Origin of the sequence: Flavobacterium aquiphilum (assembly GCF_027111335.1) — a bacterium.
Classification (GTDB): Bacteria; Bacteroidota; Bacteroidia; order Flavobacteriales; family Flavobacteriaceae; genus Flavobacterium; species Flavobacterium aquiphilum.
In genome coordinates this window covers 1,849,593-1,862,395 of sequence record NZ_CP114288.1, presented here as the reverse complement: position 1 = coordinate 1,862,395, position 12,803 = coordinate 1,849,593, and the positions used below count along the sequence as shown (strand labels likewise).

Genomic DNA, 12,803 nt, shown 5'->3' with positions numbered 1-12,803 from the left:
TTCTTTCTTAAATGAAAATCACAATAATAAGCTATGATAATTGGGGACTAAACAATCACCTTAAAAATGCCTTAACTCAAAATGGACATACTGTTCGTCACATTAATTTTTTTGAATTCAAGCACAAATACCCAAATTTTGGATCCAAACTTTACAATTTTCTTTTAAAAACAGTTTTTAACAAAAACATAAAGCAAACTTATTACGGCAAAGAAATACTAAAAAAGTTAGCCCAAAACAATGAAATCCAAGACGTAATTCTTACAATAAAAGGTGATTTCATTGATCCTAACTGTATTTTGGAATTCAAAAAGTTTACCAAAAAATCAATCGCCTTTTTCAATGACAGTATTACTCGCTGCCAAAAAATAAAAAGAGTTATCTCTTCTTTTGACGAAGTATATTCATTTGAAAAAAATGATTGTAAAAAATATAATTTACATTTTATAACCAATTGGATTTATCCGATAAAAGCACAAAATCAGAGTAAGGTACAATTTCAGGTTTATAACATTAGTTCCAAAGACAATCGATTAATTATCTTATCAAGAATAGCTGAAGTTTTAAAGACGAATAACATCAATTATAAAATTGTGATTTTCGATAAAAAAAATAAAAAACAGGATAAAAATCTGGAATACACCAAAAAACCAATTCCGTTAGTAGAAGTAATAGACAATCTATGTAATTCTAAAGTGCTATTAGACATTAATCGAAGTGGACAAAACGGACTTACTTTCAGAGTATTTGAAAGCATAGGTCTTGAAAAAAAGTTAATCACTACAAATGTCGATATTAAAAATTATGATTTTTACAATCCAAATAACATATTGATCATTGATGAGAAAAAGCCCCATATTCCTTTGGCTTTTTTCAATAGTGAGTATGAAAAGATTCCCGAGACCATTTCCGAAAAATACACTTTAGAAAAATGGATTAATCAAGTTTTTCAATAATTGCATTAAATTATCTCAAAACACAGCAAAGAAAACCTTTTACAAAAAGTATATTTGCACTTTTGATTATTGCATTAACATAAAAATACTATGAGACTATCTGTTGCCATGTGTACTTATAATGGCGAAAAATATATCAAAGAACAGTTTGAAAGTATTTTAACCCAAACAATAACTATTGACGAAATAATCGTTTGTGATGATGGATCTAGTGATAAAACCATCGCAATCATTAAACAATTTCAGATCGAATATCCCAATAAAATATCACTGCATCAAAATCATATCAATCTTGGGATTAGCAAGAATTTTGAAAAAGCCATTTCTAATTGCACTGGAGATTATATCTTTTTGAGTGATCAAGACGATATTTGGAAAAAAAACAAAGTCGAGAAAATAATTAAATATTTTCAAGTAAATCCATCAATGGAAGCAGTTTTTACAAACGGGGATTTAATAAATGGCAAAAGTGAAAATTTTACCCAAAACAGCCTTTGGGATTTCACTTTTTTCATGGAAAGTCAGTTAGAGAAACCTATAAAACTATACGACCACATCATATTTAAAGCGAATATGGTAACTGGCGCCACACTTTGTTTAAAAAAGGAAATAAAAGAATTAATTCTCCCCATTCCAAATATTAAAAAGTTTTATCATGATGAATGGATTGCTATAGCCATTGCCTACCGAAACAATTTAGGATATTTAACCGAAAGATTGATTTCCTATAGAATTCATGGCAATCAGCAAAGTGGTTTTAGTGACAATCTTAAGGCCAATAAGTCAAAAAAATACCAATTAAAAAGCAACCATATATTAGGTCATGACGTACCTAAATCATTTAAGGAATGTAATCAATTGGCCAAAGTCTATTACAGGAATTATATAAAATTCAAAACAGCATCCAAAGAAGCTAAAGAAGGATTTCCTGTGAATTTTAATGAAATAGCAGAAATCTACTTAGACCAATTCAAAAAATGTAATGACTCGTTAAAAAAATCGAACCCTTTTTTCTATTTTTTCCGAAATTTGTCGGACAAAATAAGAGGCAAAAGACAATTAAACTAATACAAAATGGACGTTAATCAAGAAGTACACAACGCATTTGAAGTCATAAAAGAAGGCGGAATCATACTATACCCTACTGACACTGTTTGGGGAATTGGTTGTGATGCAACTAACCCTGAAGCGATTGCTAAAATATACAAACTCAAACAAAGAGCCGAAACACAGAGCATGATTTGCCTAATGAATGGCGAAAAAATGGTTTACAATGTTTTCAAGGAAATTCCGGAAGTTGCTTGGCAAATCATCGATTTGTCCGAAAAACCAACGACATTAATCCTAGATCAACCGCGAAATGTGGCTCCAAATATTATTGCACCTGATAACACATTGGGAATGCGCATTGTTAAAGAACCTTTTTGTTTCAAATTAATGGAACGCATGAAGAAACCATTGGTTTCCACTTCGGCTAATATTTCAGGGCAACCAACTCCAAAAAGTTTCAAAGAAATTAGCCCCGAAATTATAAAAGGCGTGGACTATGTTGTAAATTTGCACCACGATAAAATCACCGAAAAAGCATCTACAATCATTAAATTAACTAATGATTCACAGGTAAAAGTGATTCGTAAGTAAAATAATTAGCCACAGATTCACAGATTAAAATCTAAAAATCATATGAGTTTAATCTAAAAACCTATATGAAACATAATTTTATTCTAAATTTGAGATTTACTAAAGTCATTACATGTCAAATTATTTATACGAAGAAGATACTTATAAAATTATTGGAGCCTTAATTGAAGTTCACAAACATTTGGGTAAAGGTTTTTCTGAAATTGTTTACAAAGATGCGTTCGAATATGAGTTAAACAGGATTAAAATTTCTTTCGAAAGAGAAAAAGAATATTTAGTTCATTACAAAGACACAATTTTAAATCATAAATTCTATGCTGATTTTGTCGTTTTAGATAAAATCATTATTGAAATAAAATCCACTGATTCAATACATGAAAAACATATTTCTCAATGTTTGAATTATCTACACGTTTCAGGTCATAGACTTGCAATTTTAGTTAATTTCAATAAGACTTCCCTTGAATACAAAAGAATTATCAAATAATATTTTGAAAAAAAATCTGTGAATCTGTGGCTACTTTAAATAATTACAAAAAAGCTCTAAATAATAAAATATTCGAAGTCATTGCGCAGGCTTCCCAAGAACTTAATGTCGAAAGCTATGTCATTGGCGGTTTTGTCCGTGACTTACTTTTAAAAAGGGATTTCAAAAAAGACATTGATGTTGTAGCTGTTGGGAGCGGAATCGAATTGGCTTTAAAAGTTTCTGATTTGCTTCCTAAAAAACCAAAAGTTCAGGTTTTCAAGACGTATGGAACCGCAATGTTGCGCTTTGAGGACACCGAAATTGAATTTGTGGGAGCCCGAAAAGAATCCTATAATCAGGACAGTCGAAATCCAATTGTAGAAAACGGAACGCTTGAAGACGACCAAAACAGACGCGATTTCACAATAAATGCGTTGGCTTTATCTTTAAATCCAAACACTTTCGGAGATCTTTCTGACCCTTTCGGAGGTATTGCTGATTTGGAAAACAAAATCATAAAAACACCTCTTGACCCCGATATCACCTTTTCTGATGATCCTTTGCGAATGCTCAGAGGAATTCGGTTTGCGACTCAATTGGGTTTTGACATTGACAAATATTCATTGGACTCGATTACCAAAAATGCCGAGCGCATCAAAATAATCTCTGGTGAGCGAATCGTTGAGGAATTAAACAAAATCCTTTCTACCGATAAACCTTCAGTTGGATTTTTATTACTGTATAAAACAGGGCTTTTGGATATTATTCTTCCGGAACTGACCGCTTTAAACCAAGTAGAAGAAATCGAAGGACACACACACAAAAACAATTTTTACCACACCCTTGAAGTAGTTGACAATATTTGCCCAAACACTGATGATGTTTGGTTACGCTGGTCTGCATTGCTTCACGATATTGGAAAAGCACCAACTAAACGCTTCAACAAAAAACAAGGCTGGACTTTTCACGGACATGAATTTCTAGGTGGAAAAATGGCAAAAAAGATATTCGAACGCCTACACATGCCGTTGAATCACAAAATGAAATTTGTGCAAAAAATGGTTATCATGAGTTCCCGTCCAATCGTTTTGGCACAGGATATCGTAACCGATTCGGCCGTAAGACGCTTGGTTTTTGATGCCGGCGAAGATGTCGAAAATCTTATGACACTCTGCGAAGCCGATATCACAACGAAAAACCCAAATAAATTCAAAAAGTATCATAAAAATTTTGAAATTGTCCGCCAAAAAATCGTGGAAGTAGAAGAACGCGACCATATTCGTAATTTTCAACCACCTATTTCCGGTGAGGAGATTATGGAAATTTTCGACTTAAAACCTTCTCGCGAAATCGGAACGCTGAAAGAAGCCATTAAAGAAGCCATACTAGAAGGAGAAATTGCCAATGATTATGACGCCGCTTATGGATTTATGATGGCAAAAGCAGAAAAAATGGGTTTGAAAAAAACGGAGAAATAATTGAAAAAGATTAACATATTTAAAAATGAAAAATAACAAATCCGTAATTATCTGGCTTCTTTCCGGTTGCTTTTTAGTGTTTGTAATGGTTGTCGTGGGCGGTATCACCCGATTGACAAATTCCGGTTTATCCATGACCGATTGGCATCTGGTAACCGATACGCTCCCTCCTCTTACCGAAGCCAAATGGCAGGAAGCTTTCGAGCAATACAAACAATTTCCTGAATACCAAAAAATCAACATCCACAACGATTTTACCCTATCCGACTATAAATTCATCTATTTTTGGGAATGGTTCCACCGTTTCATCGGAAGAATAATTGGCCTTGTATTTATCGTTCCTTTCTTTTATTTTCTGTGGAAGAAAAAGATTGACAAAGCAACTTTAAACAAATGCTTTATACTTCTTGGAATGGGTGCTTTGCAGGGATTTTTCGGTTGGTTTATGGTTCGAAGCGGTTTAGTGGATAACCCGGACGTGAGTCATTTCCGTCTTTCGTTGCACCTGACTTTTGCCTTCATCACATTTGCTTATACACTTTGGGTAGCTTTGGATTTAATTTATCCTGACAAAAAAGCCCCAAATATTCCTTTGAAAAAAATAGCCCGAATCACATTGATTCTCTTGCTTTTGCAAATCATCTACGGAGGTTTTGTTGCAGGGCTCAATGCCGGTCTAGTACACAACCACTGGCCCATGATGAGTGACGGGCAATTCATCCACGAAAGTGTGTTCATCGAGCAAAAAACACTCTTCTTAAATCTTGTCGAAGGAAAAAGCGGCGTGCAGTTCGTTCACAGAACATTGGCATACGTAGTAGTGGGATTCATTCTATTCTTATATTTCAAAGGCAAAAAATCCAATCTCGACTCCCAACAAAAAAATGGTCTAAACGCTTTGGTTTTCATTGTATTCCTGCAATTCATTTTGGGCGTTTACACCCTGCTTTGCTACGTTCCGCTTTGGTTGGGCTTAACTCACCAAGTCAACGCTTTCTTTTTACTGACCGCAATGACTTATACTTTGCATCGATTGAGCAAATAAAAATGTTTTTTTTAGGAGCGAAAGAATAGGCTTTATCAGGCAGGCATGGATTCCTGCTATCCGCTACAACCCTCCTGTGTCTCGTTGAAAAAACGAGACACAGGAGGATTTTCGCTTCTATCAGGGCTAAAGAGTAAGCAATAGGCTTATTTGAAAATATTATTTTCATTCCGTATGTCTTTGCGAGGAACGAAGCAATCACACTTGTTTTCACCCTCTTTACTTGCTTAATTTCGCGTGATTGCTTCGTCCCTCGCAATGACTCAACTAACTCAAAAAAATCCGCATAAATCAGTTGCATCCGTATCATCCGTGGCTAATTAACCTATTCCAACTTCCAAACGTAAATTCTAGGTTAAAAAAGCGTTATTTTTGCAGTTACACTTTATTATTCCATCCTAATTATTTGCTATAAAATGCCAAAACTCGCCCCAAAACATCAATTTCTCGATCTTTCCGATTACGGCAGACCATTGGCACGTTTATGGGCAAATTGGCTAAAAAACACCCGCTTCACTCCCATACATGTAACCCTGATTTTCGGTGTTTCGGGATTGATTGCGATTTATTGCATTTTGCAAAACCACTACTTTACCGCTTCCTTTTTTCTGATTTTAAAATCAATAATCGATGCTGTGGATGGCGAACTCGCACGTGTCAAAAAAACACCATCCTATTCCGGCAGATACCTCGATAGTATATTCGACCTCATCCTTAATTTTTTGATTTTCATGGCGATCTGTTATATATCCCAAACTACTTTTTGGCTAAGCCTATTGGCTTTCATTGGGATACAGCTTCAGGGTACGCTTTTCAATTACTACTATGTGATTTTGAGAAACCATTCGGCGGGTGGAGATGCAACTAGCCAAATTTTCGAAGATCATTCCCCTCGTGCTTTACCGGGTGAAAGTCAAAAATCTGTAGATATTTTGTTTGCAATCTACACTGTTGTTTATGGTGTTTTCGACAAAATAATCCATACTTTGGACAGTTCGGCCTATAAAGTAAAAACCTTTCCAAACTGGTTTATGACCTTGGTTTCCCTTTATGGATTGGGTTTTCAATTGCTATTGATTGCATTATTGTTGTCTTTGAACAGGGTTGAAATGATCGCGCCGTTTTTCGTGGCTTATTCGGTTTTGATTTTGGTTCTGATTGGAATCAGGAAAGCTTTTATAAAATCTGAAACCTAACGGATTTTGAAAACCTGTTAGGTCTTTGAACAAGATTGATTCCAAAAAAGTCATATGTCTGCCCTTAGCCCCGACAGAAGTGAAAATCTCCCGATTTAGAAAAACAAGGCTTTTTTAGCCGTAGTTTTTTCTTTATCGGGAATTGCAACGAATGGCGGGACCAATACCTCCAAAAATGCTAAATCTTTCCGCTCCAAAAAAAAAGAGTAAAAACGAACTTGTCTTTACTCCTTTTCTGCGCAATTCAAATCAAATTATTTCTTTGCCTTAATCGAACAGCCTATCGCTTTTGTGGTTTCCGGAGAAGGCGTTTTTCCGGTTTCTAGAGCCGCAATGGCGTTTTCAAGGTATTTTTCTTTTACTTCACTCGCACTATCCACATTGTCATCGATAGCTCCAATGTATCTCACGATTAGATTTTTGTCCAACAAAAAAGCATGAGGCGTTTTGGTGGCGCCATATTGAGGGTATATTTTTTGCCCTTCATCAACCAAATAAGGAAAGGCAAAACCTTTTTCTTTGGCTCTTACTTTCATTAATTCGAAGCTGTCGTCAGGTTCAACTGCCGGATCGTTTGGGTTAATGGCCAATAAAATATAGCCTTGCGGTTTGTACTTTTTAGCCAAATCATTGATTCTGTCTTCATACTTTTTAGCAAAAGGGCAATGATTACAGGTGAAAACGACAATAAAGCCTTTTGCGGCTTTAAAATCAGCCATGCTATACATTTTCCCGTCAACCGATTTTAATTTAAAATCAGTGGCTTTATCACCAATCTTGTAGGGTGTTGGAGTATCCGGAGCAAATCCCGCAATGAAAAAAACGGAAACAAACAATAAAAGACCTGACAAAATTTTCATAATTATAGAAGGTTTAGTTAATATTCGTATTTACAAATTCATTGAGTTCCTCATAGCTTGAAAATGACCTTTCGGCAAAAACTTTCTTCTCTCCATTCTTGATAATTAAGGTCGCCGGAATCGATCCCGACCAATCTTTACTCACAACGGGCAACCATGCATTATAATCTTTATCGGTAAGTAAAACGACCTCAGAATTGATCTTTCTGTTCTTCACAAATGGCAGTAATTTGGTCTCATACTGATTCTTAAAATCCAAACTTACCAAGACCACTTTTACCTTTTTATTCTCCGAATTTAATTTCTCAAAATGGGGCAATTCTTTTACGCAGGGCGCACACCAAGTCGCCCAAAAGTTGACAACATAAGTGGTACTTTTATCGTTCAAAATCTTTTTTTCTAAAGTGACATAATTATCATAAACGGCTACTTTTTGAGCAACTATTGCATTCGAAAAAAGAAGCGGAAAAATTAAATAGAGTAAATGTTTCATCCTGAAAATTTATTTGTACTGACTGAACGAATGTACAATCTTTAAACAATTTGAGAGAAATGATTAACAAAAAATTATCAGTCCAAATTTAAATATCGAAATCATATAAAACTTTCTAAAGAGAAAAAACAGTTCTTAATTTTAAAAAAAGAGGGGATGATAATTTCACAAACGACTAAACAGTCGAAAATATTTTTAAGCTCTCTGCAAAAAAAATCCCAACATTCAATTCAAATTTTAAAATTCAAACAACAACCTTCTTCTTAGTCGTTTTTGGGCTGATCTTGGACTAAAAAACCACCATAAACAAAATCTATATATTACATTTAAAAAACACAAATTCAGTATTTTAAATAAAAACATATAAACAATAATTTCAAGTATTTTTCAATTTATCCAATTTTTGAAATCTGATACCTTTTCGCGGCTTACAATCACCTCATCTTCCCTGTAAGTGGGCAAAATAATCTTTAATCGAGAGTTGCTGTACACGGTAATCTCCTTTATCGCCTTGAGCGGAATAATAAACTTTCTGCTGATTCGATAAAATTCGGTCATGTCCAATTCCTGCTCCAAAACTTCCAAAGTGGAGTCCACCAAATAATTTCTGTTATCAAAAGTGTGAATGTAGGTTCCTTTATTTTCGCTAAAAAAACATTCAATTTCGTCGGTGGAAATCACTTTGAGGTGCTGCCCTATTTTGACGGTAAATCTTTTTTTGAATGTTTTTTCGAAAGGGTTCGAAAGCATTTTTCGGATCTGTTCGAAGTCCAACTGCATGGGTCCTTTTAGCGTTGTTTTTGAAAGTTGATAACGCTCCTTGAACTTGATCACCGCCACTTCCAAATCGTCTTCGTCGATGGGTTTCAACAGGTAGTCGATACTATTTAATTTGAATGCCCGAAGTGCATATTCGTCATAAGCGGTCGTAAAAATAACTGCGCTTTTGATGTCTATTTTTTCGAATATTTCAAACGACAAACCATCCGATAATTGGATGTCCAAAAAGATCAAATCGGGGTGATCATTTTCGGAAAACCAGTTGAGCGCTTCCTCAACCGAATGAAGCATTACGTCAGCCTGAACATCAATTTTTTCGAGTTTTCTTTGCAACAATCTTGCTGCCGGTTTTTCGTCTTCTATAATTATTGTGGTCATTTTTTGAGGTTAGAAGTTAGAGGTTAGAAATTAGAATGCAGAAAGCAGAATTCAGTTTTCCGTCTTCTGCTTTCTGCTTTTTATTATTTTACTTTTTGTTTGCTTTTTGCTTTTTGGTTTTTGCCATTTGCTTTTTGCTTTTCACTCCCACTTCTGGCTTTTTTCTTTGTCCATGAATTCTTTAATTTTCTTTTGTTCCCAATCGTCACTAAAGAAAATATTGGAACCAAAAACAGATAATCCGTGAGCAAGCAAACCTATTCCCCAAAAAAATGCTGTCGAATAAGTATGCCATTCCAATAAACCACTTGCCTGAATACCATCAGTAAAAATCCCTCTATTTGTACTTGCCACAATGATAATCACATTCACTATGATATAAATCTTCAAATGTGTATAGAATCCTTTTATCCTTTTCACTTTTCTATACGCCGCCATAAAACTTTCATCAGAGGTAAATTCGTTCCCATATTCTTTTCTATATTCCCTTTCCAATTCTTCGTAAAATTGTCTTCTAAATCGTCCCATATTCTTTTATTTAATTATTTCCACTTATTGGTATTTTGTTTTTCTTTTTCCATAAACTCTTTGATTTTTCGCTCTTCCCAGTCTTTTCCCACAGTTGGAAAAACTTCGAAAACTTTCAATCCATGAAAAACCACTCCAATTCCCCACCACATTAAAGGCCAATAAAACCATAAATTTTGTGGTGATGTGTATAGGTTTATAAAAAGTAAAACTGCGTTTACAACTACAAAAGCAATTAGATTTCCGTAAAACCCTTTAATATTTTCGACTTTCTTTTTTGCCAAATAATATTTATCATCTTCAATAAAATTTCGTTCCATAATCATCTCCAGGTTTTCTGATTATTATTCTCTTTTTCTAAAATTTCCCTGATTTTTCGCTCTTCCCAGTTAGAGCTGTAACCAAAAACTTTGAAGGCATGCATGACCACCCCAAAGCCCCACCCCAAAGCCGAAAACCAAAACCAATGAAATCCGGGTGAAAACTGTAAATTAATGAAGACTAAAAACGGAATCACACAACAATAGGAAATAAGATTTCCGTAAAATCCTTTTAATTCTTCAACTCTTTTTTTGGCTCTATAATAAGCTCTATTTTCATCGTTATAATCTGTATTTATTTCCATGACACTAATTTGTTTGGTTAAAATCGGAATCTTAACCGTAAATGTTTTTTCATTTTGTTCGATCAAAACCTTTCGGTTCGTAATAATTCCATAGCGGTCCACTATGTTTTGCAATCCCACTCCCTGACGGGTTTGCATCACTTCCTTTTTCTGAAAATCATTTTGAATCGCCAAATAATCCCCATCAATAAATATCCTGATATGCAATGGCCTCTGTTCACTAACCACATTATGTTTTACCGTATTTTCCAACAATAACTGTAATGAAAGCGGCACCACTTTGGCTTCGGGATTCAAAACTGTTTCGGGCAATTCATAAAACAAACTGTTTTCGAAGCGCATTTTCAGTAGGTTCATATACGTTTTTGCAAAAGACAACTCTTCGGCAACCGAAACCAGTTCTTTGTCTTTCTGATCCAAAACATAGCGGTAAATCTTGGACAAAGAAGTGGTAAACCGTTGTGCATTATCCGGATTCTCTTCGATTAACGAACTCAAAACATTCAGGCTGTTAAAAAGAAAATGCGGATCGATTTGGTTTTTTAAAGTTTCAAACTTTGCATTGGCCGTTCCTGCAATGATTCTTTGTTGGGTCACCTCCGATTTTGAAGCTTGTTTCCAATTCAGCATAAAGCTTCGGGCATGCATAAAAACAGAAACTCCTAATGATAAAATGATATAAAACAGGTGTATCAGTACCATTTTTGAACTAAAGAACACAGACGGGTCATTTTTTTGGAAAACAATAAAAGTGACATAATTAATCCCTAAAACAGCAGGGACAGTGTACAAAACAGTCGCAATTATACCAAAGTAAACCCTCATGTTGGTTTGTTCCAACCAATCCCATTTTTTATTCAAAAAAAAATTAATCACCCCATTTCCAAAACCAAGCCCAAAAGAATACATAGAACTAACCAAAAATGTTTTCCAAAGATTTTCAAAACTGAAATCGTTTCTAAATATCACAGAGAATATCAATGTAAAAATCAAAGCCATCTTTAAACTCGTTAAAGCTCCTTTTTTCATTTCTGAGAAAACATATATTCTTTGATTTTCCATCTTATTCTGTTTATTCTAAATTATTTGCAATTTTTCTGAGCTTCCAATGCTCTTTCCAATCCCCATTTTGGTGAAAAAGGGGTTTCCGGTTTAAAAGTAGCAAAAAGTTCAATAGCTTTATCAACTTGGGCGCAAAGCGGTTTGGTATCCACGCCCGTCCATTTTGCCCCTCCCAACTGATAATCAGCTTCACCAAAAACAACTCTCGGGTTATTTGGGTCTATCGCTTTTGCTTTTGCGTAAGCTTCCATTACTTTGGCCGAATATTTCATTCCGTTTGTCATTGGATCAATAATTACCCAAGCCGTGTAAATCAAAGCCTGCAACACATAAAGCTCAGCATTATTTTGATTTTTTATCATTTCAACATCCAGTACGTTCTGTGCTTTGGTAAGCATTGCGCTGATTTGTGTTTTATCCTGCGTTTTAAATGAAGAAGTCGTATTTACCAATGCCACATAATAGTTAGGTAACCAACTCGTTTTATCTGCCGCCGCGATTCGCTCAAACAAATCGGAGGCCTCAGTATTTTTCCCTTCTTTCCAAAGCTGCATTGCTTTCCCCATGCCTTGCTCAAATTGTCCTTGCGCTGAACTTATAACAGCTGTAAATAATGCGATAATAGCGATAATTTTTTTCATCTTAATTAAGTTTAAATGGTTTTGTTTAGTTATTGAATTTTACATCTATTTTTGAATCTTTATTGACCTCGAATTTAGCATCCTCATATCTTGGAGGCCCCATAAATCCTTTGGCATTGTTTGAACAAGCAAAATCTTCTGAAGGAATTCCCACGATATTCTTGTCAAGTTTACCATCATTATTTTCGTCTTGAAAGGCCGAAATTCCATAAACTCCTTTTGGAATACCAACAAAAGTTACGGTCGCACTGTTGTTTTTGATTTCGGATGAAATTCCTTTGAAGGCCGTTTTTAAAAACATGTTTTCCGAATTATACAAACCTACTCTCAAGGTTCCTTTGTTGCTCTTTAAACCCGAAACAGAAACTGTAAGATTTACATTTTGAGCAGACAATAAACTGCAGATAAAAAATGCGATTGCTGTAATGATTTTTAACATGGTGATTGATTTTTTAGTTGTGATTGATTTACTATTGAAACTCTTGATTGTATTGTTATTCCTTTTATTCTTGAACAAATTTATATTGGTTGCAACCATTTTAAAATTTATAATAACTGAACTGTTGATTTTAATAGATGAACTGTTATGAACCCATTTATTTTGGCTAAAGCCTTTCCCTTATTCATTTATTTCTCTCCAGCTGAAGCTGG

Annotated in this window: 15 protein-coding genes; 7 read left to right on the top strand and 8 right to left on the bottom strand. The window is 34.6% G+C overall.

The window, feature by feature from the left end; translation table 11 throughout:
- Positions 1–11 precede the first annotated feature (11 nt).
- The 7 genes from OZP12_RS07895 (at position 12) to OZP12_RS07865 (ending at position 6,785) form a co-directional block, all read left to right on the top strand.
- Positions 12–956 (top strand): WaaS/CpsH family glycosyltransferase, encoded by a 945-nt coding sequence (locus tag OZP12_RS07895; protein WP_281228494.1) that lies wholly within the window; start codon positions 12–14, stop codon positions 954–956.
- Between the two features lie 90 nt (positions 957–1,046).
- Positions 1,047–2,024: a glycosyltransferase family 2 protein gene (locus tag OZP12_RS07890; RefSeq protein ID WP_281228493.1), complete on the top strand. Its 978-nt coding sequence runs from the start codon at positions 1,047–1,049 to the stop codon at positions 2,022–2,024.
- Between the two features lie 6 nt (positions 2,025–2,030).
- Entirely contained in the window at positions 2,031–2,597 is a 567-nt protein-coding gene (locus OZP12_RS07885) for an L-threonylcarbamoyladenylate synthase (RefSeq protein ID WP_281228492.1), read from the top strand.
- Between the two features lie 112 nt (positions 2,598–2,709).
- The gene (locus OZP12_RS07880) at positions 2,710–3,084 is read left to right on the top strand and encodes a GxxExxY protein (protein ID WP_281228491.1); all 375 of its coding nucleotides are present in this window, start codon (positions 2,710–2,712) and stop codon (positions 3,082–3,084) included.
- Between the two features lie 68 nt (positions 3,085–3,152).
- The gene (locus tag OZP12_RS07875; protein ID WP_432419526.1) at positions 3,153–4,544 is read left to right on the top strand and encodes a CCA tRNA nucleotidyltransferase; all 1,392 of its coding nucleotides are present in this window, start codon (positions 3,153–3,155) and stop codon (positions 4,542–4,544) included.
- Between the two features lie 25 nt (positions 4,545–4,569).
- Positions 4,570–5,589, top strand: coding sequence for a COX15/CtaA family protein (locus OZP12_RS07870; protein ID WP_281228489.1), 1,020 nt, complete (start codon positions 4,570–4,572; stop codon positions 5,587–5,589).
- A 416-nt stretch (positions 5,590–6,005) separates the two neighbouring features.
- Positions 6,006–6,785 (top strand): CDP-alcohol phosphatidyltransferase family protein, encoded by a 780-nt coding sequence (locus OZP12_RS07865; protein WP_281228488.1) that lies wholly within the window; start codon positions 6,006–6,008, stop codon positions 6,783–6,785.
- 254 nt (positions 6,786–7,039) lie between these two features.
- On the opposite strand, the gene OZP12_RS07860 is transcribed toward OZP12_RS07865, so the two are convergent.
- From OZP12_RS07860 to OZP12_RS07825, 8 genes are all read right to left on the bottom strand, one after another.
- Positions 7,040–7,645, bottom strand: a complete 606-nt coding sequence (locus OZP12_RS07860; RefSeq protein ID WP_281228487.1) for a thioredoxin family protein — start codon at positions 7,643–7,645, stop codon at positions 7,040–7,042.
- Between the two features lie 13 nt (positions 7,646–7,658).
- Complete coding sequence (locus OZP12_RS07855) at positions 7,659–8,138, bottom strand: TlpA family protein disulfide reductase (RefSeq protein ID WP_281228486.1); 480 nt, start codon at positions 8,136–8,138, stop codon at positions 7,659–7,661.
- A gap of 387 nt (positions 8,139–8,525) precedes the next feature.
- Positions 8,526–9,296 (bottom strand): LytR/AlgR family response regulator transcription factor, encoded by a 771-nt coding sequence (locus OZP12_RS07850; protein WP_281228485.1) that lies wholly within the window; start codon positions 9,294–9,296, stop codon positions 8,526–8,528.
- A 141-nt stretch (positions 9,297–9,437) separates the two neighbouring features.
- Entirely contained in the window at positions 9,438–9,824 is a 387-nt protein-coding gene (locus OZP12_RS07845; RefSeq protein WP_281228484.1) for a 2TM domain-containing protein, read from the bottom strand.
- Positions 9,825–9,838: 14 nt separating this feature from the next.
- Entirely contained in the window at positions 9,839–10,144 is a 306-nt protein-coding gene (locus OZP12_RS07840; RefSeq protein ID WP_281228483.1) for a 2TM domain-containing protein, read from the bottom strand.
- 2 nt (positions 10,145–10,146) lie between these two features.
- Positions 10,147–11,511 carry a 2TM domain-containing protein gene (locus OZP12_RS07835; protein WP_281228482.1) on the bottom strand — a complete coding sequence of 455 codons (1,365 nt, stop codon included), beginning with the start codon at positions 11,509–11,511 and terminating at the stop codon, positions 10,147–10,149.
- Positions 11,512–11,531: 20 nt separating this feature from the next.
- On the bottom strand, positions 11,532–12,152 hold the full coding sequence (locus OZP12_RS07830; protein ID WP_281228481.1) for a hypothetical protein: 621 nt from the start codon (positions 12,150–12,152) through the stop codon (positions 11,532–11,534).
- 25 nt (positions 12,153–12,177) lie between these two features.
- The gene (locus tag OZP12_RS07825; protein ID WP_281228480.1) at positions 12,178–12,591 is read right to left on the bottom strand and encodes a DUF2141 domain-containing protein; all 414 of its coding nucleotides are present in this window, start codon (positions 12,589–12,591) and stop codon (positions 12,178–12,180) included.
- Between the last annotated feature and the right edge of the window lie 212 nt (positions 12,592–12,803).